At 45.2% G+C, this 23,736-nt stretch carries 22 protein-coding genes and 3 pseudogenes; 15 read left to right on the top strand and 10 right to left on the bottom strand.

All coding sequences use genetic code 11. From position 1 onward, the window contains the following. The first annotated feature begins 395 nt into the window (after nucleotides 1-395). Both BCT27_RS00275 and BCT27_RS00270 read left to right on the top strand, forming a co-directional pair. Complete coding sequence (locus tag BCT27_RS00275) at nucleotides 396-1,274, top strand: hypothetical protein (RefSeq protein WP_102394709.1); 879 nt, start codon at nucleotides 396-398, stop codon at nucleotides 1,272-1,274. A 105-nt stretch (nucleotides 1,275-1,379) separates the two neighbouring features. Further along, nucleotides 1,380-2,342 carry a hypothetical protein gene (locus BCT27_RS00270; protein WP_102394708.1) on the top strand — a complete coding sequence of 321 codons (963 nt, stop codon included), beginning with the start codon at nucleotides 1,380-1,382 and terminating at the stop codon, nucleotides 2,340-2,342. Nucleotides 2,343-2,612: 270 nt separating this feature from the next. On the opposite strand, the gene BCT27_RS00265 is transcribed toward BCT27_RS00270, so the two are convergent. Further along, nucleotides 2,613-3,575: a transposase gene (locus BCT27_RS00265; RefSeq protein ID WP_102394707.1), complete on the bottom strand. Its 963-nt coding sequence runs from the start codon at nucleotides 3,573-3,575 to the stop codon at nucleotides 2,613-2,615. Between the two features lie 329 nt (nucleotides 3,576-3,904). On the opposite strand from BCT27_RS00265, the gene BCT27_RS00260 reads away from it, so the two are divergent. The 4 genes and pseudogenes from BCT27_RS00260 (at nucleotide 3,905) to BCT27_RS00235 (ending at nucleotide 6,344) form a co-directional block, all read left to right on the top strand. Next, nucleotides 3,905-4,525 (top strand): hypothetical protein, encoded by a 621-nt coding sequence (locus BCT27_RS00260; RefSeq protein ID WP_102394706.1) that lies wholly within the window; start codon nucleotides 3,905-3,907, stop codon nucleotides 4,523-4,525. 179 nt (nucleotides 4,526-4,704) lie between these two features. Next, nucleotides 4,705-4,962: pseudogene (locus tag BCT27_RS00255) on the top strand (type II toxin-antitoxin system Phd/YefM family antitoxin). Between the two features lie 166 nt (nucleotides 4,963-5,128). Beyond that, nucleotides 5,129-5,524 carry a hypothetical protein gene (locus BCT27_RS00245; RefSeq protein ID WP_102394705.1) on the top strand — a complete coding sequence of 132 codons (396 nt, stop codon included), beginning with the start codon at nucleotides 5,129-5,131 and terminating at the stop codon, nucleotides 5,522-5,524. A gap of 475 nt (nucleotides 5,525-5,999) precedes the next feature. Then, a complete protein-coding gene (locus BCT27_RS00235) occupies nucleotides 6,000-6,344 on the top strand; it encodes a VOC family protein (protein WP_102316036.1) in 345 nt (114 codons plus the stop codon). 257 nt (nucleotides 6,345-6,601) lie between these two features. Here the strand turns inward: BCT27_RS00235 and BCT27_RS00230 are convergent. Next, nucleotides 6,602-7,171: pseudogene (locus BCT27_RS00230) on the bottom strand (transposase); the annotation flags it as partial. A 315-nt stretch (nucleotides 7,172-7,486) separates the two neighbouring features. Between BCT27_RS00230 and BCT27_RS00220 the strand changes: the two are divergent. Both BCT27_RS00220 and BCT27_RS00215 read left to right on the top strand, forming a co-directional pair. Further along, on the top strand, nucleotides 7,487-9,427 hold the full coding sequence (locus BCT27_RS00220; RefSeq protein ID WP_102394704.1) for an acyltransferase family protein: 1,941 nt from the start codon (nucleotides 7,487-7,489) through the stop codon (nucleotides 9,425-9,427). Between the two features lie 302 nt (nucleotides 9,428-9,729). Beyond that, nucleotides 9,730-9,927: pseudogene (locus tag BCT27_RS00215) on the top strand (transposase); the annotation flags it as partial. Between the two features lie 847 nt (nucleotides 9,928-10,774). Here the strand turns inward: BCT27_RS00215 and BCT27_RS00205 are convergent. Both BCT27_RS00205 and BCT27_RS25740 read right to left on the bottom strand, forming a co-directional pair. After that, entirely contained in the window at nucleotides 10,775-12,079 is a 1,305-nt protein-coding gene (locus tag BCT27_RS00205; RefSeq protein WP_102394703.1) for a hypothetical protein, read from the bottom strand. A 409-nt stretch (nucleotides 12,080-12,488) separates the two neighbouring features. Then, nucleotides 12,489-12,782 carry a hypothetical protein gene (locus BCT27_RS25740; protein ID WP_102394702.1) on the bottom strand — a complete coding sequence of 98 codons (294 nt, stop codon included), beginning with the start codon at nucleotides 12,780-12,782 and terminating at the stop codon, nucleotides 12,489-12,491. A gap of 60 nt (nucleotides 12,783-12,842) precedes the next feature. Here BCT27_RS25740 and BCT27_RS00195 point away from each other — a divergent pair, with 60 nt between their 5' ends. After that, nucleotides 12,843-13,115: a hypothetical protein gene (locus tag BCT27_RS00195; protein ID WP_198597484.1), complete on the top strand. Its 273-nt coding sequence runs from the start codon at nucleotides 12,843-12,845 to the stop codon at nucleotides 13,113-13,115. Between the two features lie 121 nt (nucleotides 13,116-13,236). Here the strand turns inward: BCT27_RS00195 and yghU are convergent, their stop codons facing one another. Beyond that, complete coding sequence (yghU, locus tag BCT27_RS00190; RefSeq protein ID WP_102392441.1) at nucleotides 13,237-14,097, bottom strand: glutathione-dependent disulfide-bond oxidoreductase; 861 nt, start codon at nucleotides 14,095-14,097, stop codon at nucleotides 13,237-13,239. 358 nt (nucleotides 14,098-14,455) lie between these two features. Here yghU and BCT27_RS00185 point away from each other — a divergent pair, with 358 nt between their 5' ends. Further along, the gene (locus BCT27_RS00185; protein ID WP_102394700.1) at nucleotides 14,456-14,965 is read left to right on the top strand and encodes a M23 family metallopeptidase; all 510 of its coding nucleotides are present in this window, start codon (nucleotides 14,456-14,458) and stop codon (nucleotides 14,963-14,965) included. Nucleotides 14,966-14,998: 33 nt separating this feature from the next. Here the strand turns inward: BCT27_RS00185 and BCT27_RS00180 are convergent, their stop codons facing one another. After that, nucleotides 14,999-16,030, bottom strand: coding sequence for a zinc ABC transporter substrate-binding protein (locus tag BCT27_RS00180; protein WP_102394699.1), 1,032 nt, complete (start codon nucleotides 16,028-16,030; stop codon nucleotides 14,999-15,001). Between the two features lie 169 nt (nucleotides 16,031-16,199). Between BCT27_RS00180 and BCT27_RS00175 the strand changes: the two genes are divergently transcribed. The 5 genes from BCT27_RS00175 (at nucleotide 16,200) to BCT27_RS00155 (ending at nucleotide 19,665) form a co-directional block, all read left to right on the top strand. Then, nucleotides 16,200-16,919: a metal ABC transporter ATP-binding protein gene (locus tag BCT27_RS00175; protein WP_102394698.1), complete on the top strand. Its 720-nt coding sequence runs from the start codon at nucleotides 16,200-16,202 to the stop codon at nucleotides 16,917-16,919. After that, nucleotides 16,920-17,744 (top strand): metal ABC transporter permease, encoded by an 825-nt coding sequence (locus BCT27_RS00170; RefSeq protein WP_102394697.1) that lies wholly within the window; start codon nucleotides 16,920-16,922, stop codon nucleotides 17,742-17,744. It abuts the gene before it with no gap. A gap of 10 nt (nucleotides 17,745-17,754) precedes the next feature. After that, nucleotides 17,755-18,315: a DapH/DapD/GlmU-related protein gene (locus BCT27_RS00165; RefSeq protein ID WP_102394696.1), complete on the top strand. Its 561-nt coding sequence runs from the start codon at nucleotides 17,755-17,757 to the stop codon at nucleotides 18,313-18,315. Beyond that, entirely contained in the window at nucleotides 18,305-19,321 is a 1,017-nt protein-coding gene (locus tag BCT27_RS00160) for a CobW family GTP-binding protein (RefSeq protein WP_102394695.1), read from the top strand. Before BCT27_RS00165 ends, BCT27_RS00160 begins: the two co-directional genes overlap by 11 nt. Nucleotides 19,322-19,458: 137 nt before the next feature. Then, entirely contained in the window at nucleotides 19,459-19,665 is a 207-nt protein-coding gene (locus tag BCT27_RS00155) for a hypothetical protein (RefSeq protein ID WP_102316023.1), read from the top strand. A gap of 101 nt (nucleotides 19,666-19,766) precedes the next feature. Here the strand turns inward: BCT27_RS00155 and BCT27_RS00150 are convergent, their stop codons facing one another. From BCT27_RS00150 to BCT27_RS00135, 4 genes are all read right to left on the bottom strand, one after another. Continuing rightward, nucleotides 19,767-21,062: a DEAD/DEAH box helicase gene (locus tag BCT27_RS00150; protein ID WP_074925283.1), complete on the bottom strand. Its 1,296-nt coding sequence runs from the start codon at nucleotides 21,060-21,062 to the stop codon at nucleotides 19,767-19,769. 278 nt (nucleotides 21,063-21,340) lie between these two features. Further along, entirely contained in the window at nucleotides 21,341-21,985 is a 645-nt protein-coding gene (locus BCT27_RS00145) for a lysophospholipid acyltransferase family protein (RefSeq protein ID WP_102394694.1), read from the bottom strand. 2 nt (nucleotides 21,986-21,987) lie between these two features. After that, nucleotides 21,988-22,920, bottom strand: coding sequence for a phosphatidate cytidylyltransferase (locus BCT27_RS00140; protein WP_102316021.1), 933 nt, complete (start codon nucleotides 22,918-22,920; stop codon nucleotides 21,988-21,990). After that, complete coding sequence (locus BCT27_RS00135) at nucleotides 22,917-23,603, bottom strand: CDP-alcohol phosphatidyltransferase family protein (RefSeq protein ID WP_102394693.1); 687 nt, start codon at nucleotides 23,601-23,603, stop codon at nucleotides 22,917-22,919. The genes BCT27_RS00140 and BCT27_RS00135 overlap by 4 nt, the downstream gene beginning before the upstream one ends. Nucleotides 23,604-23,736: the final 133 nt, after the last annotated feature.

Below are 23,736 nucleotides of genomic sequence, written 5' to 3'. Positions count from 1 at the left end.
TAATGACTGTATGAACATTCGCCACTCGCGCTCCAGTGAGATCAATATCAAGTATTGCTTTATGCACTTCGTGGTACATTCGCGCCGAAAAATGCAGACAGTGAAGGCGTGTTGCGTGCCGATAAGTGAAGGGCGGTAGCCTGAGAGGTTTTTGCCTCGAAGTGCGTTGGTATTTCCAGCAGCAAAGTGCATATAGTGAAAATCTGCACATTTTTAGTACGGGACGCCCGATTTCTACATTCAAGCTGCAATCTATTAATGTTAACCATATGATTTTATGCAGCTAAATCGTAAACCCACACACGTATGCACTGACTCGTCGGGCATCCCGATTTTGGACTAAACGGGCAAGTTGCCCGCTAATAAGTTGTTATCTTAATGGAGGTAAGTATTGTATGCATGGCGTTTGTAAACTGTGTAAAAAAGAAGCTGAGCTTGAATTAAGCCACTTCATTCCCAAGTTCATTGGTAAATGGCTAAAGAAAACAGCAATTACCGGATATCTACGAGAAGGGAATCAGGTTAGTAAACGACGTCAAGATCTTGCCAAAGAGCACTGGCTATGCGGTTCGTGCGAAGATTTGTTTTCTACATGGGAGCGTTTATTTTCTCTGAAAATATTCTACCCATATATCGAAGATACTAGCTTGACCACCTCTTATGGTGATTGGTTAGCTAAATTTTCTGCCTCATTGTCTTGGCGTACTTTAACGTATGTCCGGAGCAAAAATAGCGAGGAAACTCACTCTCAAGAGTATTTAGATATGCTTTCAACTGCGGAAAAGGGTCTCTCTGATTTTTTACTGGGGAAAGCCTCTAATCTCTATGAATTTGAGCAGCATATCTACCCCCTCGATGTTATAGCATCGACTTCATTTGATAACCTACCAACCAATATAAATAGATACTTCCTTCGTGCGACCGCCATGGATATTGTGGGTAACTCACAAGGCACTTACATTTACACGAAGCTTCCGTCATTTATCATTCTTGGTGTTGTTAAGTGTAAACAATCAAGAGAAATGAGATCGAGTCGGGTGGCAATTAGTGGCGGGACTATGTCCCCTCGAGAATACGTATTTCCTGACGGCTTTGACAGCTACATTATGGATGCTGCAAACAAGACATCTGAACTATACGAACAAATTCCAGCGGATCAGTTGGCTAAAATCGAAAAGTATGTGATTGATAATCCGGATAAAGTACTTGAGTCTAAGCTCTTTGAAGCTATAGTTCACGATTATGATAGGTTTGGTCGAAAATCATTAAGATAACGAAGCATTTAAGAGTGATTCGCAACACTTGGCATTTTCGCTTCGCTCAAGTATAGCCAAGCGTCGCTCACACCTTAATGCGGCGTTATATTTATTTGGTGAGTTATGAGATATTTTGATTGTACAAAGTTTGACTATAATAAATTTAATATCGTGGAAACTGAGGCATTAATTGAAAGAGATAAAGCTGCATATAAGTATTCCTTTCAAGAATGGATAAACTCAGAGATAGATAATGTTGTTGAAAGAAAATGGGAGATCGAGAATATAGGGGTAGTTGATGAAACCGGTGATTTCATCCGATTAATTAAAGAAGCTGAGTTAACCTATTCCATTGGTGCATACTTTAGTACAATCGCGTTAGTTGGGGTTGCTGGTGAGGACTTGTGCAAATATTTTGCGGAAAAGCAGGGACATCAAGAATTAACTAGTCAATCTCAATTTGAGCGTACCAAGAAGTTGAAAGAACTAGGTGTAATCTCAGCTTCAATCCATAATAAATTCGATACCATTCGTAAAGTAAGAAATAATTGCCTACATTTTAATGATGGTTTTAAATCACAAAAACGTGATGATTTAAAAGTTGAAGCAGTTAATTGTATTAATGACTTAAAGTCGATTTACAAAGAACTTTTCTCATCTTTAAATGGTAAGTATAAGTTAGGTTATTTAACTACTAGTATAATCGAAGACTTTGGTCGTCAAATGGCAAACCAGACTTCTTTTGGTGATACCCTTAACGCTGAAGAATTCACAATGAAATTAAGGTATTTCATGGCTAGCGAATTCGGAAAGGATATCGCAATTGCTGATAGTGGGTCACAAGTTGAAAGGGTAGGTTTATTTAGTGTGGTAGATATTGATTTAGATGAACCAATGGAAATTGGATTATTTGATTTTTCTGTTGGCCAGCATGTAATTGTCGATTTGACTCATGAAGATATTTCGAGATTACAAGACCAAAATATAAACGTTAAATCTAATGTTATGGCTAGTCTTACATCTACAACTAATCATCAAGGAGTCACAGCTGATTGGTACTTGAAAAATATATATCGCATATCATAAATATAACAAATGCATCAACACGATTAGCTACACTCGGCGTTGTCAGTTTTCCTTTAGTTTCAGAAGCAACTAACGGGACACACACACTTAATATGGCAGAAATTCACATTAATTGTTTTTCTGCCATTATGCCCAAATAACACTCTTCCCCTAGGTTTTAGGCAGGAAAGTAGAAGAACCCGCTGAAATTACTGGGAATGGGTGTTTTGCAGGAAGGCGAAAACCACCAGTAAGGTGGTCATTCAAAAATCGGAACTGGTTTTGGTCATTCTAGGTGGCTGGGAGTCGAAATCCGCAAAGTCGCTTTCTCCCGAGTAAAGATAAAGCGCCCTTAATGGATGACTCTGTGCCAATGAGAGTTCCTTTTTCAGCATGTTTGTAGGCATCAAGCCATTCAGCGGAATCAAACCCTAAGCGGTTGAGTATTGGAGGCGTTCGGCTATCAATTTGACCACGCTTATCCTCTCGGCATTGGCGACCAGTCCAATCGACAAGTTCTAGATAATCCATCAGCCGAAAAGGAATACCCTCTGACATGTTTTCTCTTGGGTTTCCTACAAAGGGGAACAATCCTTCTGTGGCGGTTTTATCATTTTCAATAGCGTTAATTCGCGCTTTGACACTCGTGAAATCGGACGTTTCTGGTGTGGCTGCAATCGCAGCCCTAACAGGGTTTAAATCCACATAGGCCATGGCAGCCGCAAGGGCTTTTTCATCGAGTAATGCTTGGCTTTTAAACCGCCCTTCCCAAAAGTGACCGGTGCATTTGTCTTCTCGGTTGGCTTCTGAGGCGATGTGTTGATTCAATAACCGCATAAACCAACTGATTGACATTAACCGCTCTCGCCAAACCTCTATTATCTCACCACATTGCTCTGATTCAGCTTCTGAGAGGCTATCGCCTTGAATAAAGCGATGGATAAGTGAAGGCCCTTGATGAAATGCCAGCCATCGCTCGACAACACCACGCTGAGTCAGGCTTTTAGCTTTGTCTGCATTGATATGAAGCACCAGATGATAATGGTTACTCATGATGGCATAAGCGCAAACATCAATACAAAACGCCCCCGCCAGTGCTAACAATCGCTTTTCAATCCATGTTCGGCGGTGCTCGTAACTTTGCTGAGCCTGTTCGTCGTAACCACAAAGAAACGAACGACGTACACAACGAGAAACGCAATGATAGTAAGGGGTGGCATCGACACTAATAAGGGATGAGCGTGCTTTTGTCATAGTTAAAGTGGTCAGTCATTGAGCAATGCGAAAAGCATATCGTCCAACCATACAATGTTCATCTTCGCTCTACGCTTTTGAGCTCAGGTACACAGCGCATTGAAACTGAGTAGATGATGATTTTCTTAAAGTGTGTGTCCCATTTGTTCCTATTTGTTCCCCTTTCGGTGCTTGTTTCTGTGATGTTCAAAGAGAGCCCGTATATGCCCTTTTGTCGTGGTAATGGTTGAATGCAAAAAGTGCACTAAAGTCTAAAAAAATAGACAAATAATTCAATATTGTTTCAGTAGTCACCTAGACTTCTATTTCCATTTATCGAGGGATAGAAAATGAAAACCGTACTTTTTGGTCTTACTATATTTGCCATCACTCTTTTTTCCGCTTCTTCACATGCAGACCTTGTTGAAGCTGACTTTCTTCACGAAGGTGATGGCCTAATTACTGTTGACAACGTCACTGGATTGGAATGGCTGGATGTTACTTACACTTCAGTCAACCGTGACATGCCAAACTACATACCGAATACTATTGAACGTGTAAAATTACTCACCCAAGACCCGCTATCAATCTTGTATGGCTGGCGGCATGCAACAGTACCTGAAGTCCAAGCACTCTTTGAATCTGCCGGCCTAGTGATCACCGATGATCGTTTATTCCAACATGGCGAAATGGCCACGCCAGAAGCCACTCGCGCATTTTTAGCGCTTTTGGGGGCGACTTACAGTTCAAGGGATGGTGATTATCAAAGACTCTTTGCATTTACTGGCTCTCAATGTAAAGAATATCCAATTCGCTCTCGCTGCCAGCGGGGTTCGTCAGCAGAAAAATACTCGATCCCATCCGTTGGGATCAATAGCATAGAACGTACTTACGCGGAACTGGCGCACGATGCACTGAAAGACAATGCTTACAAAGCAAATTATGGTCACTTCTTGGTACGTGAGCGCTAGAAAGTATGAACTAAGAAAGGCGCATTAAGCGCCTAAACCCCAAACGAACAATTGTGATATTTATTCACAATTGTTCCCTAGAACGTAGAGTGGGGACGGGCACTCAAAAATGCCTCAATCTTGCCATACTCAAAGTGATCGAATAGTGTCACTTTGAGTGTTTCTTCGGGGTAGTGTAAATGAAAATAGAATTGGTGACGTCGTTAAAACACCAAGCGACCAAGATCTTATTTGAACTGCGCGAAAGCAAAGAACCTGTTCTGATCACTTAAGATGGCAACCCATCAGCCTACCTCGTGGATGTCGAAAAATACGAGTTCATGCAGAATCGCCTTGCGCTACTGGAAGGTATCGCTCGCGGAGAAAGTTCCGTTGCTGAAGGTAGAGTGATAAAACACGTTGAGGCAAAGGACCAGATGTCTCAATGGCTCAAATAGTGCTGTTCGATTCAGTGCTTGCCGAGTGTTCTATAAACAAATGCTGATATTGTATTTATCTTGTATGTCATGCGTGAAGAGCGTGAACTGCGGAAGTATCTATTGAGTAAATAATGCAGAGCCTCGAATTTCAATGACTCTATATTTGACCGAAGACTTTATTTAAATGAAGAAGAAGCAGAAGTTTGGGATAGATCTAGCAGAGAAAGTTTATAGCCTGCTAGTCAAAGGAATTGCGCTTGATTTCAGTCACTACGGCTACTGTGGTGTTGGCTTTGTATACGAAGAGGGCTTGCTTCACTACACTCACTTCGACGAATGGCTCACTTGGCGCAATGGAACCCAATATAAACCTGGAGAGGAGTATATCGGGATCATAAAAACATTCTCTTCCAAAACGGAATTTGTTGAATGGTTAGCAATGCAAACTGACGAAACATTATCTGGAATAGAGGCCAATGATGATTGGTATTCAAACAATCAGAGAGTGACTCGAGAAAGACTGGAATGGTTTGTAGCTCGATTCAATAGCCAATATGTATCGTTGAAACAGCCACTTTAACAAAAGTATTATAGTGGGGACATGCATTCAAAAACCAACTAACGGGACACACATAAGAACTAACGATTGCTAACGATGGTGTAGGCACCAACAAATGAACGACGCACACAACGCGAGACGCAGCGATAGTAGGGAGTAGCGCCAATATTGATGAAGGATGAGTGAGCTTTAGTCATTGAGATATAAGTGACGAGTCGTTGAATCATTTGGGGATCATATCGCTCAGCAACGCTGCATTCGTCTTGGAGAGCAAGTCATTAAACGTGTGACTAATCAAACCTGGTTCCAAGAGCGTGTCTTTAACAAATACCTATGGTTCAATGCAGGAAACCGCTAATAAATTCATCCAACCTACGCCACAACGTCGCCCTTTTTTTTTTGCAAGAAAACCTGCAAAAACGGGCTTCACGCTCTGCGGCTTATGGCAGCGTTAGGTGCATTTTTGAGTACAACGGAAAAATCAAAGGAATAGTGAATGAAAGTACAATATCTAGAAATCGTATCTCCAGATGTAGAATCTGTTTGTACAGCTTACGAATTGGCTCAAAATATCAGCTTTGGTGATCCTGACGAAATGCTCGGCGGTGCGAGAACGAGTGTCTTGGCTGACGGCAGCATTATTGGAGTTCGCGCTCCTCTTCGTGACAGTGAAACTCCGGTTGTTCGTCCGTACTGCCTGGTTGAAGATATCGAAAAAGCAGTTAAACATGTTGAAGATCAAGGCGGTGAAATAGCTGTTCCGCCATTGGAAATACCGGGTAAAGGTAAGTTTGCTATCTATATTCTCGGCTCCATTGAACATGGCTTCTGGCAGCTATAACCAAATTTAGCTTTAGCAACCTGCACCTACCAAACGGCTATGGCGTCAATAAGAATAAGCGGGACACGCGCCCTAAGATGACAAGAGATTGTATCCCCCAAAATTTCCACTATTGAACCAGATAAAGAGCGCGCAACTGGCCTTTAGTCAAAAAGAACGAAAGAATGCACGATTGACTGATAATTGGCCAATCTCGGATAGGCGAAAACCACCAAGACGGCGTTAACTCGAAAACGTAAGGAGGTTGGGTAGTAATAGCTAGCGGGTATTCGAAATCCGCACAGTCGCTTTCGCCCCAGCAGCGGCAAAGCATTTTTAACAGAGGTTTCAGTACCCACCAGAGTTCCCTTTTCAACCTGGGTATAAGTGTCAAGCCACTCATCAGAGTTAAACCCTAAACGATGAAGAATGTCTGGCTAACGACAATCAATATTACCGCGCTTATCTTCTCGGCATTGACGTCCTGTCCAATCAACGAGTTCTAGATAATCCATCAAACGAAAAGGCAGTCCTTCTGGCATCGGTTCTCTAGGGTTTCCCACAAAAGGAAAGAGATGACGGGCGGTGGTTTCCTCTTTCTTTAATGACGCTATACGCGCTTTAACAGGCGTGTGCGCAGAAGATTCAGGGGTCTCTGCTAGTGCCGCTCTTATTGGATTCAAATCCACATAGGCCATCGCCGCCGCAAGGGCTTTTTCATCGAGTAACGCTTGGCTTTTGAACCGCGCCTCCCAGAAATGACCTGTGCATTTGTCTTCTCGGTTGGCTTCAGACGCGATGTGTTGATTCAGTAGACGCATGAACCAACTAATCGACATTAATCGCTCACCTCTGTTGAAGGCATTGTTGACTCAGTGGGCTAACCACCTTGCCCAGAATTACAACCTGAATTGTGTAAGGGAGATATGCAGCAGATGGATCTCTTTACCTACAACGTAAACCAGTAACCTCGAACACAAAGAGATCATACTAGAACCTATACCTGCAACAAATCTCAATCCACTAGCAGGAATGGAAGTAAGATGCTCGAGTCACGAAATGAGAATAATTATTTACATAATCCGAACACTGTGCATATAAATACTTGCTTCTTCTTGCATGATTCATACAATGGCAAAAGTTTTTTTTAGGTTATTTTTTACATGTTGTCCTATCGTAAAGAGCTTGACGGCCTTCGAGCTTTAGCTGTCATAGCTGTCATTGTTTATCATGCAAATTTACAGTTTTTTGGCGTTCAAATATTCAAAGGTGGTTTCTTTGGTGTAGATGTTTTCTTTGTATTATCAGGTTATCTCATTACTGGGATTATTCGTAGTCAAATGGAAAATGGCCTGTTTTCATTCAAAGATTTTTATTGGAGAAGAGCTAAGAGAATCATTCCGATACTAATCACTGTATTGTTTGTCACTTCATCATTGGCATATCTAATTCTATTACCGGATGATTTAATTGTTTACGCTAAGTCGCTTCAGTCGGCTTTACTCTTTGGGTCAAATCACTTCTTCTATGGCGAAGATAGTTATACTGCCTCTGCAAGTATTTATAGACCTCTTCTGCATACCTGGAGCCTATCTGTTGAATGGCAATTTTATATTATATTTCCATTCCTAATTTGGATTATCAACAAACAGGCTCCTCGCCACCTATTCCCAATACTTCTAGGGCTAGCTTTACTATCACTATTGGCTACTAATGCCATAGTTAAAGTAGACCCTGACATGGCTTTTTACTTACTTCCAACTAGAGCTTGGGAGTTAATTATAGGTGGTTTAGTCACTTTCTATGATAGGTCTGGCCTTCAAAAGTATAGACAAAGTAATTTAGAGTCTTTTGCATACAAACTTATACCTATTATAGGTGTATTTTTAGTATTATACTCTATGGTTAGTTTTGATCATAGCGTAAGCCACCCCTCATTTTTAACCCTGCTACCGGTCCTTGGGACTTGTTTATTTATCATGTTTTCTCATGAACATGAATTTACTAACAAAATACTAACGCTAAAACCTATAGTATGGCTGGGGGCAATTTCATACTCACTTTATTTGTGGCACAACCCAATATTCGTTTTCTTTAGGTTTATTAAGAGCGATGAATTCACATTAGGGCAGTTTCTATTTTTAGTTGCTATTTCCATGGCGCTGTCTGTCCTCTCCTATTACTTTATAGAGAATATCTATAGACGAAAAAAAATATCCCCGGGTTTAAAATTTGCTTTCCTATTCCCCTTAATTTCATGCGTTATATTTTCCGTTTCCACCCCTTTGAGAGATGGTTATCCAGAAAGGTTGGGAGTAGTAGCAAAAGCATTTGATCAATTAAAAAGGAATAGATACTACCGAGAAGATGGCGTTAAAATGTGCGCCAATCAGGACTTTGAGAACACTTGTAAACTAATGGGAGAAGGAGATAGGAATTTATTACTACTAGGAGATAGCCATGCAATTATACTAAGCGAGCATCTTTACTTACTAACAAAGAAAAAAGGATGGACTTATACTAACTTCTCGCTAGCAAGCTGCTCTGGGATTGATGGCTACTACATGACAGAAATCAGTAAAACTGCTGAACACTGTAACAGAAATATACCAAAAATTGCAGAGTATATAGAAAATAGCGGCAATACAAAGTTTGACATCATTTACTCTATAAGAGTTGATTTTAGATTTAAAGGTAATGACCATCCTGATGCGCAAGAATCAGTAATAAACAAATTAAATTACTGGGCTTCAAAAGGCCATAACATTATTCTTGTCTACTCAATACCAAAGCATAGACCAAAAGTACCAAATTATATAAAGCAAAAACTAGGCGCTACTGTTTTCCAAATGAATAGTGACTTTAAAGAATTAAAGGTTAGAACGCCATACAAGAGATACTTAGATACTACCAAAGAAGGATTTTCTGTCTTTGATTCTATTCATGGTGATAACGTATATAGGGTATACCCTAGTAAGGTATTTTGTGATGAGAAATGGTGTTATGGGAAATCATCGTCAGAAATATATTATTATGATGATGACCACCTGTCTATTCACGGAGCTAGATTGTTAGTTGACGAGATAGCTAAGAATTTACAATAGTTCGGTTAAACAAATGGCATCGCAGGACTACACCCACTTTAGAGGTTGCACTATGCAACCTCTCATTTAACTAGTCGTACTGAAACCTTAGGAAAATATGTGATAGCCATCTAAAAGATACGATAGGAACTAGCCCTGCTATATAGATTTTTTTATTCGTTTAAGATGAAAAATACGATCCCCAACGATCTCTAAATCTCCTATCTAAAACAGCCTACCGGCACACAATAATTTTGTAGTGGTTTAATGAAGCCGGACACCATTTAAGGTGGTAAAGCCACCACCAAAGAAAGAGGTGCTCTATGACAAGACAACGTCGTTCATTCTCCGCTGAATTTAAACTGGAAGCAGCCTGTTTGATGCTTGACCAAGGGCATTCAATTGCTGAAACTAGCCGCTCATTAAAGGTCGGTGAAACGGGACTCAGGCTCAGGCTCACAAAACTTGAACAAGTGCGTGGCGGTAGTACACCAGCTTCCAAAGCCTTAACGCCAGAGCAGTAGTAATAAGCGGGACCCACACCCTAGCCAGAATAACAACTACGTTGGGGTGAACAGATGAGATAGCGGGGAACTAGGCAGGATTTGGATGCAAAACCAAAGGCGCTCATTGAGGCAATCAACTTCAGGTATTTTCAATATTGACACATCAAGCCTTTGATCAACTCAGGCATGATTAAAAACAATGAATTAGGTGCGGAGAACCCCGAGCACCGAAGAATGATGCCGAGAAGTGATGAATATATACAGTGCCGGTTTTTTCGGTTTAGTCGCCATTGCCTGCGTGAGCGTTTTTAAATCTTATTACGCGTCCGATTATAAAGATGAATCAACCGGATATATTATAAATACTGACTTGTCTGAGCTTGAACGCAATCTTGATTTCAGTATCGAGCATAATATCAGCTTCGTTAGTGCCTTCGGGAGTGCGGCATCTACACCTAAAAAAGACGTTATCATTTACAAAAAATGTGGAAAGGTTCACTACTCACAAACAAAAGAATGCGAACACCGCCTTCAGAACCTTTTCGATGTGATCACCATTGAGCGTCTTCATCCCGGCTGGAGAGGAGTATGCAATCACTATCACGATGACACGCCAGACATTTATGAGTGCATAAGAAACTTCAAAAGAAATACGGCATGGTTTCCCTCCACGAAGATTTCTGACGATAGGAACGAAGAAATACGAGAATGCTTCAGGAAAACAAATAAGTCAGAACTGTCTAAATGCGTATAGAAAACCGCATGTCATCGTAAGCAGCTACGTCAGTGGCACAATGTAGGCAGCCACTCGCCCAACGTGACTGCCCCGATACCCTTTCACCCCACCCTCTTTTTTATTGCTCTATCGCAAAGGCTTCTCAACAGAGAACCAAGTAAATGCCTTCAAGGGTGTCAATACCTTGCTCTCGGCTCTCTTCTTCAAAAACTGGAAGCTGATATAGGCCGTGATGGGCAAGAGATACATCGCAAACGCCAATGCGACGGAGAAGATGTTCGGGGTCGCTGCACTCATGCTGAGCAACAAGAGATCAATCAAAAAGGCGGCGACAAAACAGTAGTACGTCAGTTTCGCGACGACGGGGAATAACATGCCCTGTTTCTTCCACTTTTTAGCGCCGTAATCGACAAGTTGAGAGACTAACATCACGATGACCCCCAACCCCGCGAAGGCATACGTCATATTCTCCCACAGCGCGAAATAGTGCTGCAGAATGGATTGTTTCGCGCCAATGAAAGCATCTATGAATGGCTCTATCATTGAAAGGAAACCTGCCGACCCCTGGGGATTGAATGTCAGACTAAGCATCAACAATAGCGACACAGACACTGCCAAGGCGCTTGGAACGGCAAGTAGCATGACGCGCGTTGCAGACACGGCTTTTTTCATCGCGGTTTGAACGAGATGCCGAGACTTGGCGATTTCATTTCTTACCTTTTGAAACGTGAGCGGTGGCAGAAAAGGAAATTGCTTGGAAAGCACATCATTGTCTTGCTGCGCCTCAACAAGTGCTAAAAATGGCATGTTTTCTAGCGACACACCCGAGTGGGGTTGTTCAGTGTTTTTACTTTGCGCGCAGCGTTCACCAAAACAATGGAGGGCGTTATCGATATAACGTGATGCCGTCAATGCCAGTTTTTCATGGCTGTTTACATGAACTGACAGGTTGCCTTTCTCATCACGCATACCGCAAAGATGAAAAACGCGTTCTTCACCGCCCATGTCTAACACCATCTGATTGACGGGCAGCACGCCTTGGCCGGATTCGCCTAGCGGCGCATCCCAAATGACATGATCAGTAAATGCGTCTTGATCCAAAATTGCCATGTCATCCAGTTTATCTCTGCGAGCAACCGCGATTCTTCGCCCTTTACCTGCCATGTTGATCGCCCAAACGTCAGCGTCTCGCGCGGTGCAATAAAAATGCTTTTTCGACGTGGCTTCATCATCGTTGTTTGGCAATGCAACCCAACACCCTTCGCTTGTTAGCTGGGGAGGTTTAGCTCCCATGCCAACGCCGACGTATTTCCACTCTTGCAAAGACACGAGACGGATTGGCGTTTCAAAGTACTCTTCATGGGTTGTTTTTAACGCATTAACAAACGAATCAAATGCATCACGTAACTGAATGTCTAAGCCCGATCTCACGACTGCTCCACGGTGTATTTCAGCCAAAAATTGCGCTCATAATGGGGCAAGAAAGGAGAAATAACAAAAGCTTAAAACCAAAAATTACGTGTAAAAACAAAACGATGAAAAAACACACAAGGAATGTTTAATTTACAGTCAAAAAAGACAAAAAAAGGCGCAATCCGCATCGAACTAAGCCCCACACTTAGGCCCTCGCCCTCCTTTCAGCAACTATCACAACACTTTTTGCGGATGCAAAACCCGTCCTGTCTTCGAGCAAATGATGATGAGCGCAGGAAGCGTTAACCACAGTTGCAGAGAAAAGAGATCGGGACAAAGCAAACCCAAGCGCTGCGTCATAATGGCAATGATCCCGCTGTCGCTTAACGGAATCAGCCCAAGCATTGCCGCTGCCGTGCCGGCTTGCTCAGAAAATGGCGCTGATGGTGGGTGCGCAGAGTGTCGCGTGAAAAATGAAGCTCGGTACTTTGAGAATCGACATGTAACGCTCGACGCTGATCAGCGCTTCGTGCTTCGTGCTTCGTGCTTCGTGCTTCGGAATGTCTGCTGCGGTATAAGCGCCGCACTGTAAACAGGGAACATCAAAGGAGATAAGGAAGCCTCTGCGACAATACCTCGGCAAAACGGCCACGCCTATATGGGTATATTCTTTTTCCGCAATTTTTTCACCCTTTAACTCTGAACATCCCTGGCTTATCATTGTCTTAGCTCGTATCTAAATGATGAATATGTTGGGGTGAATAAAATGAGACAGTGGGTGATGTTAGTTACTCTAGCGACTGCTTTACCTGGGCTATGCCTGGCAAACAATGGATTGGAAACCGCCCCCATTGAGCCTGAACAAAGAGGTTGTTCGAGCATTGTTTGCAAAAATGTCATTGAGCCACAACGTGTGAGTAAGGCACCTGCGTTCCAAGAAAGATCGCACAATGAAATGTTAGATGCCGTAGGCAGTATTCTTTTTGTTGCTGGTGAAATGGGGTTAGCAGAAAACCTGCAAGAAGCGCCACCTGAAAAAAGCGTCTTCGACTAACCCATCTACCACCCTGCAATGCAGATACACGGTGTAACAGCAGCCAAAACACTGAGCAAGCAGACACAAAAAAGCGCACCCAAAAGTGCGCTTTTTACGTGCAATCTATGAACACTATTCCCTAAGGGCGTAGCTTCAACACATTATCAATGTCTTCTGCTGAATGGCGCTCTGGCACTTTTTCCCACTCTTCACCAAACGGACGGTTAACCACGCGACCGCGTTGCACGCCTTCACGTTCTTCAAGTTGTTTTGCCCAACGCATAACGTTGGTGTAGGTATGCACGCTCAAAAACTCTCCAGCGTTATACGCATTGCCGAGTACAAGGTTGCCATACCAAGGCCAAATTGCCATGTCAGCAATGGTGTACTCTTCACCCGCAACAAAGGTGTTGTTAGCAAGTTGCTTATCAAGCACATCTAACTGGCGCTTTGCTTCCATCGCGAAGCGGTTAATTGGGTATTCTTGCTTCACATCCGCATACGCATAGAAGTGGCCAAAACCGCCGCCTAGGAATGGCGCAGAGCCTTGCGCCCAGAATAGCCAGTTCAAGGTTTGCGTGCGTGCAGGGCCACTTGCTGGAAGGAATTTGCCGAATTTCTCTGCCAAGTGCATCAAAATAGACGCGGACTCAAACACATTAACAGGCTCAGCACCGGTTTTGTCCACCAGCGCCGGGATTTTTGAATTCGGGTTTACACCCACAAAACCGGATGAAAACTGGTCAGATTCGCCGATGTTGATCAGATACGCATCATATTCCGCTTCTGTAATGCCAAGGGCTAAGAGCTCTTCGAACATGATGGTGACTTTTTGACCGTTCGGCGTGCCAAGCGAGTAAAGCTGAAAGCCATGCTCACCAACGGGTAATTCACGATCAAACCTAGCGCCCGCTTCTGGGCTGTTAATGTTCGCCCATTGGTTGCCGCTGCTTGCCTCGTTTGCCCAGACTTTTGGCGGTGTATATTGATTGTCGCTCATGGCTTCTCCTTAAACATCAATGATGGGCTAGTTAACTGACACACTTCAATCAACAGCGCAATGACCGATGAATGCCAACTGATTGCATATTTTGAAGTTGTATAGGTAAAACTAGTTATTATCCAAACAAATAACACTCTAACATTAGCCTTCGCTCAATCACAAAGATTACGCTTAGCTATGCGAAAACAAGAGGCATCCAGAAGTAGAACGTATATAACAGGTTTTTATTTCCCTATTCCTGTTTCTTATTTGAAGCGCTTCGTTTTACTCAAGCCTGACATAGCATTCGACTGGCAGGAATATGCTGTTCTTTTCTAGGCAGTTTTTTCCTCATACACGTTAAAGGATTAACGACATGAAACGGATTTTTCTCTTCCTGCTTGTGCTTTTCAGTGCTGGGCTGCTGATGCCTTCCGACGCTATCATCCCCGTTAAAAGTGCAGCATGTAACGACTGGAATGCGAAAACGTTCTGGTTCGAACCTTGGGGCAGTTCGGGTGTGCATAAAGGCATTGATGTGTTCGCGAAAGAAGGCACGCCGCTTCTCGCCGCCACCAGCGGATGGGTGACGTACGCAGGGGAATTGAGCAAAGGCGGAAAAGTGATCGCGATTCTGGGTCCTAAATGGCGAGTTCACTATTATGCCCATCTCAAAGATATCTCTCCCACGCTTGGCCGTTGGGTTTCCCAAGGGGAAGAAATCGGCGCTGTAGGGCGAACAGGAAATGCCATCAACAAACCCGCTCACCTCCACTATTCGGTGCTAACCCTTGCTCCCTACCCTTGGCGAATCACTACGGAAACCCAAGGGTGGAAGAAGATGTTTTACCTTGACCCAGCCAGTGAATTCAGTGCGTGTCGTTAGGAACAACGCGCCTTTCAATGACTGAGGGGTAAACTATTTGCATTGACTGATACTGTTCACCATGGCGTTAATCAAGGTGTTGTATTGCGCGCTGCCAACAGGAATGGCGGCACCCAATGGGTCCATGACGCCAATGGTTGTAATGCTTGTGCCTTCAAACACGTTCTTCACCAAACCTGGGTTGTATTGCGGTTCGGTAAACACACAATTCACGTTCAGGGCTTTGACTGTCTCTCTGATTTCTTTGATGCGTTTCGGGCTTGGATCCTCTGCATCACCCAGAGAGATTGCCCCTGCTGCTATCACGTTAAAACGCTTTTCAAAATACTGGTAGGCATCGTGGAAAACGATGAATTTCACGTCGCCGAGCTTACCAAGCTTGGTGTGGGTGTCCGCGATAAGCGCGTTGAGTGACGCTGTCGCTTCAGCAGCATTGCGCTTGTAGGTTGATGCATTGTCAGGGTCAGCGGCAGACAGTTTTTCCTGAATCAGAGCTACCCATGCTTTCGCGTTTTCAGGGTCAAGCCATGCGTGTGGGTCATTCCCCTGGTGATCGTGTCCATGATGGCCACCTTCATCTTTGTGCGCGTCGTGGTCGTCATGGTCTTTATGCTCGTCATGATGTTTTTCATCATCATGATGCTCGTCGTCATGTTTGTCGTGATGATCGTCATCATGGTGCTCATCACCGTGGTCGCTATGGGCTTCAAACGTTGCGCCTTCACGGTACTCGTGAGTGTGTGTTTGTTCTAGCGCGAGCATTTTCACTTTTTCAGCAGAGCCAGCCACGTTGTCTAAAGCTTTTTCAAGCCAAGGCGTTAAGCCTTCTCCCATCCAAAAAACCACATCGGCATTCGAGAGGGCTTTTGCTTGTGAAGGACGCAGCGTGTATTCGTGAGGTGACGATTCTGGAGGAATCAATAAATCAGGCTCACCAACGCCTTCCATGACCTGACTAACCAGTGAGTGAAGCGGCGCAATATCAACAGCAACATTTGGGGTTGCTTGCACGTGAAAAGACATGCCTAAGCCTAACGCGGCATAAGCAAACAATGAGTGACGCATGAATTTCTCCCTTTCAATGAGTCTTGTAAAAGCTCAAAAATTTCGTGAGTAGCCGACTAACGTCAGTAGCAAATTTAATTGTTATGTTATAACATTACAAACATAACAGGCGTCCCCCCTCGGATCTAGCGCTGTTTTCTTTTTTGGGTAGTCATAAGGAAATGCCTCAATGCTCATTGAGTGCCACAACGTGTCCGTTCATCTTGGGCAGCGAAACATTCTGCGCAACATCAACCTTTCGGTACATGCAGGCGAAATTATCACCCTTGTGGGTCCTAACGGCGCGGGCAAGAGCACACTCTTCAAAACCCTCATTGGCGCACTTTCCCCAAGCTGTGGCGAAATACACAAAGCCCCTGATTTACGGATTGGGTATGTCCCTCAGCGTTTATACATTGATGACACCCTGCCCATCACCGTCTCGCGCTTTATGAATTTACCCCGCGCACATTCACGCGAGGTAGTGACACAAGCACTCGCAGATGCAGGCGTTGCGGGGTTAGACAAACAACAGGTCATGGATTTATCAGGTGGGCAATTTCAACGTGTGTTACTGGCACGCGCGCTCCTCGGCGAACCAAACTTGTTACTGCTTGATGAAGCGACACAAGGGCTAGACCATCGCGGCACCGCTGATTTTTACCGCCAAATCGCCAAGGTCAGAGAAACTCGCGGCTGCGCCATTGTGATGATCAGCCATGAACTGCACGTGGTGATGAAGCAAACCGATTGGGTGGTTTGCCTGAATGCGCATATCTGCTGCCAAGGTGAACCTGACGTTATCAGTGACTCACACGAATACCGCGCCTTGTTTGGTCTTGATGCACAAGACGATACCGCATTGAATCTGCGCGAATCTCGCCGCCAACCAGCTACCGGAACGTGCTAAATGTTTGATGATTTCTTAATCCGCGCAATGCTCGCCAGTGTCGGCGTAGCACTGGCTGCTGCCCCGTTAGGGTGCTTTGTTGTGTGGCGACGCATGGCGTATTTCGGCGATGCAACGGCACACGCCGCGGTGCTGGGCGTCGCGCTTTCACTCACGTTATCGACCCCGATTTTTGCGGGTGTATTGGTGGTTTCTTTATTAATGGCAATGACGGTTTCAAGCCTTAGCGGGCGCGGCTTTGCCATGGATACATTACTTGGTGTGATGGCACACTCTTCTTTGGCGATAGGTCTTGTCGCCGTTTCTTTTCTTTCTGGCGTGAGGATCGACCTCATGTCTTATCTCTTCGGCGATATTCTTGCTGTTGGGCCCACGGACCTTTGGCTGATTTGGGGCGGCGCAGCGTCAGTATTGTTACTCATCGTGTCCCGTTGGTCTGGGCTACTTCTCTCTACATTAAACCCCGACCTTGCACTGGCGAGCGGCTTTAATCCCAAACGCGAACAATTCATCCTTACCCTCTCCCTCGCCATTGTCGTCGCGGTTGCCATTAAAGTTGTCGGTGTACTTCTTATCGCCGCCATGTTGATTGTGCCCGCCGCAACGGCGCGCCCTTTAAGCCGAACGCCCGAAGTCATGGCGGTGATGGCGGCGCTTATCGCGGTATGTGCCAGCGTCATTGGTCTTCGTAGTTCCTACGTGTTTGACACCCCCACAGGCGCAACCATTGTGTGTGTTTGCACCGGTTTGTTTATGGTCACCAATGTCGCCGCAAAGTTGTTTGTGCAAGGTCGCGAAAGGTTCGCTTCATCCAAAGAAAATTAGGGAGAATCACTTGCTGAGAAAAAACCCATCAGGCCATTACCCGAGGGTGTCTGAAAAGGCATTCATTGATCCTACGGCCATTGTCTGTGGTCACGTCATCATTGAAGATAACGTGTTTGTGGGGCCTTATGCGGTGATCCGCGCGGATGAAGTGGATGACACGGGTAACATGCTCCCTATCATCATTCAGCGCGACTCCAACATCCAAGATGGCGTGGTGATCCACTCTAAAAGCGGCGCGGCAGTGTCTATTGGTAAGCAGACATCCATTGCTCACCGTTCAATTATTCACGGTCCTTGTACGATCGGAGACGATGTCTTTATCGGGTTTAACAGCGTGATGTTTCGTACCACGATTGGCGATGGATGCGTTATTCGTCATAACTGCGTGGTGGATGGAACCGACCTTCCACCCACCTACCATGTCCCACCAATGACGAACATTGGCCCTGGGTTCGATCTCAATTCGATCGAAAAAGTCCCGCCTGAATATTCCAGTTTTTCAGAATCCGTTGTTGAAGCAAACAATGCCTTAGTTGAAGGCTACAAAAGGTTAGCGAATGAATTCTAACGCCGCACCCATACTTGCCGTTCCCACGAACATCATTACGGGGTTTCTCGGTGTTGGAAAAACATCGGCGATTCTACATCTACTAAAAAGCAAACCGGCTAACGAACGCTGGGCCGTCTTGGTGAACGAGTTTGGTGAAATTGGCGTGGATGGCAGCTTGTTTGAAGGTAAGCACGCCAAACGACAAGGAGTGTTTGTTCGGGAAGTGCCTGGCGGTTGCATGTGTTGTGCGGCAGGTCTTCCGATGCAAATTGCGCTTTCACAACTGCTTTCTGAGGCAAGACCTGATCGCCTGTTGATTGAACCCACAGGGTTAGGCCACCCCAAAGAAGTAATGGAAGTACTGACATCGGAATACTATCAAGAGGTACTCGCGTTACAAAAAACGCTGACCTTGGTGGATGCGAGAACCCTTTCAGACGAACGATATACACACCACGCCACCTTTAATCAGCAGATCGCGATGGCAGATTTAATCGTCGGCAATAAAGTCGACTTATACCGTGAGGGCGACACAGCGAAGCTGGCTAACTATGTCAGAACGCACGCTGCGCCGCAGACCGAGATTGTTTTAACCCAAAACGGCGACATTCCGTTTTCTCTTCTGTCTGGCCCGAGTGCGAACCATTTGTTGAACCCACATGGTCACCACCACCATCATCATCACCACAAACAAGACAAGCCATTGGCATCTGAACTTCCCCTGCCTGAAAGCGGTTTTCTTAAAGCAGAAAACCAAGATGAGGGTTATTCAAGCATCGGTTGGCGTTTTTCCGCGAGCAAAGTCTTCGACTATCAAAAGCTCTCTGCATTTTTATTAACCATTCGTGCGGTGAGAATGAAGGCGGTGTTTATTACAAACACCGGCGTGTTTGGCTATAACCTCACCCTCGACGCGTTGGATGAAATGGAACTGGATGATGCCATGGAAAGCCGCATCGAAATTATCTCTGATCAGCAACACAATAATTTGGAACCTAACTTATTAGATTGCGTGCTTGCCTAACGCCTCGTATTAAACGCGAAATGGGCTAACGTGTTAGCCCTTTATCCCCCTTTGTTGAGCCTTTAAGACAACATACACTTTGGAAATTTTTCCAGTGCGGTATGCTAGTTACTCGGCCAACAAGGAAACGTTTTGCCATGTTTTTTCGTATTCTAAGCCTACTGATCGCGGCGGGCGTTATCGCGCTTATTGTGACACCTGATGCGCCAGATTCACTGCGTTGGATGGCATGGGTGTATCTGCTCGTCATGTGTGGCATTGGCATGATTGCCATGAACGGCCCACGTATTCATCAATGGCTGGAAGAGAAAGAAGCAGCGTTGAAATCGCGGTTTAAGCGCTAGCGGAACGTAAAGCGCTAGCAGAACGCAAAAAGGGTTGGCAATGCCAACCCTTTTTCAATCTATAACCACGCTAACGTGATTGGATGTATAGAACGCTTCGCTTACAGTCTTTTCAGCCAGATTTCTGCGGCTGATGGTTTGCGATCTTTGTTTTTGTTCTTTTTCTTGCCGCTACCCGCAGGTTTTGCCATTGGTTTAGCCACGTTCGCGAGGGCTTCTGCAACAGACGCATCGACTTCAAAGCCTGCGACTTCTTCGCGCTCAAGGCGAAGTTTGTTCTTCTTCTCGATGATGCTGAAATGGTGGTAGTCCTCATGATCGAGAAGCGAAAGCGCCAAGCCAACTTCACCTGCACGGCCACTTCGACCAATGCGGTGCATGTAATCTGCTGGGCTACGTGGCAAATCAAAGTTGATCACTACAGGCAGTTTTTCGATATCCAGACCACGCGCCGCAATGTCGGTAGCGATCAGCACGTCGATTTCGCCGGATTTAAAGCCATCCAGCACGCGTGTACGCGAACCTTGGCCTTTATCACCGTGGAATACTTCCGCCTTAATACCGCGTTTTGCCAGTTTCTCTGCCAAGTGTTCACAATGCTTTTTCGCATTCACGAAAATCAGCGCTTGTCGCCACGCGTTCTGTTGAATTAAATGCGCAAGAACAGCCGTTTTCTCACCTTGGTTAACGGTGAAAACACGTTGAACCAGAGTGCTTGCATCAGCACTTTGCAATTGAAGTTCGACAGGGTTGTTCAGCAACGCGTGAGCAAGCGATGTCACTTCTTCAGGGAAGGTCGCTGAGAACAATAGGGTTTGTTTTTGCTTTGGTAACAAGGCCAACAGCGCAGAAAGCTCTTCGGTAAAACCAAGGCTTAGCATGCGGTCAGCTTCATCAAGAACCAGGGTTTTCACGCGATCAAGTTTAATGGCATTGCTTGAAATCAGATCAAGCAAACGGCCCGGTGTTGCCACCAGCACATCTGTGCCGCCACGCAATGCCAGCATTTGCGTATTGGCAGACACGCCACCAAATACCGCTACAGTTTTTACCGCGCCATTAAAATGCACAGAGTAAGATTTAATGCTGTCTGCAACTTGCTTTGCCAATTCGCGGGTTGGTACCAACACCAAGCCAGTGACATAGTTACCTTTGCCGCCTTTTGACGTGCCGCCCTGCTGTTCAACAATGTGTTGCAGCATTGGCAGTGCAAAGGTGGCCGTTTTACCTGAACCAGTATTCGCCCCAGCAATGAGGTCGCGCCCTGCTAATGCACTTGGGATTGCTTGCGCTTGAATAGGCGTTGGCTGCTGATATTCCAACTCGGTTAAACGTGCTAACAGAGGAGAAATAAGGCCAAGTTCAGTAAAGTTGGCTGGCGTCTTTGCAGTAGTCATTAAGATAAAAGGCTCAAAGCTAAAATGATAGCCGAACATTTTAGTGTATTTCGCCCCTACTCAGTTAGTGATATTGATCACTATCCCTCTTTCGTCCACTGTGCAGATCTGCCTCTTGGGCGAGATCTCGCTTGTTCTATGGATTGGAAACATCAAGATTCAATGTAGAAACAAGGCATTAGCGACAAAATTCATGACACTCATGTCCAACACGGATCAGAGCATCACTTTTTCTGGTTTGTCCTAACGACGAGCAGAAAAACACGGTGAGGGGAAAATTAAAGCACTTGGGTCACACAGTGCTTCGTTAGCGATTCATAGGCTGTCTGCATGTCTGTCAGAAAGGCATCGGAATTCTCAAACGCGTCCAGTGGCTCACCCACAACCACATCACAATTGAAAGGCACAAACATCGCCGTGCCTTTAGGCAGGGACAGCCCAAGACCGCGCATCACCACGGGCAGCACCGAGCATTTGTCATACTCACTGACCAAATGATAAATGCCCTTTTTCAAGCCACTCATCACTTCTGGCTCACCGCGGCTGCCTTCAGGAAACACCAACAAAATATCGTTATCACGCAGTGCACGGTGGCACTCATCAAACAATTTGTCTTTATCCGCCCCTGAATGCATCCGTTTAATGGGAATAATGCCAATCACATTCAGCGATAGCCAAGAGACAAAACGGTTCGAGAGAAAGTAATCAGCGGCAGCAACAGGACGCACTTTGTGCACTTGGCTAATCGGAAACAACGCGAGCAACACCAGCGTATCAAGATGGCTGTTGTGATTGGCGGCAAGCACTGCTGGTCCGTTCACGGGGAGCTTGTCTCTGTTAATGACATTTAAGCCAAGCGCAATGAACACCAATGGCTTGACTATCAACAGCACAAACAACACTTTGAGTACTTTCGGCAACATAATCAATAATATAAGTAATAGATATAATGGAAGAATAGTGGCGCTGTAAACATCAAGCTATCCACGCGATCAAGAATACCGCCATGCCCAGGGATGAGATGACCCGTATCTTTGATTTTCAAATCTCGCTTCACTGAAGAAATGACTAAGTCCCCAATGAATCCGCTTAAAGAAATGATCAACCCTGCGACCATGCCTTCTACCGGCGTAAGCGGCGTCAAATACGGTGCCGCAAAATAGGAAAGCACGACAATGGTAATACCGCCGCCGATGAACCCTCCCCACGTTTTGTTCGGGCTGACTTTCGGGATGATCTTCCGCTTCCCAAAACTCTTCCCACACACGTATTGGCTCACATCATTGAGTTGCGTGAAGATCAAAAGGAAAAGCAGCATACCGAGGGATCCCGCATCGGGGTTTTTGCTCGGAAGCACCAGTAAATAGGCCATGTGGCTGAGGCAAAACACCGTCAACATCATTGACCAGTGAATGACTCCCGCAGAGCGAATAAATCCGTTCGTATCACCGATTAACACCGCCACCATCGGCAGATAAAGAAACATGTAGACGGGAATGAAGATGATAAACATCCCGTACCATTCAATGGAGAGCCAGTAATAGTGAAGCGGAATGGAAAGATAAGCCCAGAAAATGACCCGTCGATCAGCTAAGCGTATTGGCACAATCGAAAGAAACTCTTTCAACGCCATAAAGCTCAGAAAACCAAAGAAAACAATGGTGTACTGAAGAGGCAAGAAAAGCGCGACAAAGATAATGCCCACCATCCACCACCAGGAGCGGATCCTGAGCTTTAATTCCAGAAAATCCCCGTCAGGTGTGGTGCGCGACTTCCAAAGATACACTGCCGTACCCGCAACAAGCGCGGCGAAAACAGAGACCATCACATGCTGAGAATGAGGAAGAATCGAGGTCATTGTTTATCCCCGTCTTTCAATGCTGCACCTTCAACGTCCTGATAGATGAACACCAAACGTCGCCAGCATGTCACTAGGCTGCCTAACAGCATGACAACAAGCGCCAATTCGATGATGTTGACAGGAAGACCGGCAAAAAAGCCTGTCAGATTCTGAAGAAAGAGCACCACGAGTGCGCCCGTTAACAACGCCATGCGATGTTGCTTCGCCATGGGGCCGCGAAAATCCGCCTTCGTCCCCATGCTGACACCCAACACGCGGATATACGCCGTGAGAACAGCGACCAGCGCACAGGCCCACGCCAAATACATCCCGCCTTCATGCACAGTGGCGAAGCCTACGCCAATGATGAGTAAAGGGTCTGCAATTCGGTCAGGCACATCATTGAACAGCTCACCGGATGCGGTACTTTTACCCCCTTCAATGGCCACCATGCCGTCGAACAAATTACACAGCAGACGACCCTGAATACACACTGCCGTCACCAGTAAAAGCACACTAGATGCGAAATAATGGTACCCAAGCATTGCAGCAAAACCCAATGCGGCAAACACAATGCTCATCAACGAAATCTGATTCGGCGTAATATCGTGGTTGTTAATCCATACAGCAATGCGTTGCGTGAGTGCACTCTGTCTCACCGCCAATGGACGACGACTCGCGTCATTGATTTTGGGGTCCATCCATCCTCTCGATATAATCCATTAATTTAACGATATCTTATCGTTACATCTTTATTTCACATACGGCGTTGGACGCGTTTTTCCATATAATGTCAAAAATGCGAATCACCTATTTTTTTAAACGAGAACGGAT

It is taken from the genome of Enterovibrio norvegicus (assembly GCF_002876705.1).
Lineage (GTDB): Bacteria > Pseudomonadota > Gammaproteobacteria > Enterobacterales > Vibrionaceae > Enterovibrio > Enterovibrio norvegicus_B.
This window is presented reverse-complemented; position numbering and strand designations above follow the sequence as displayed.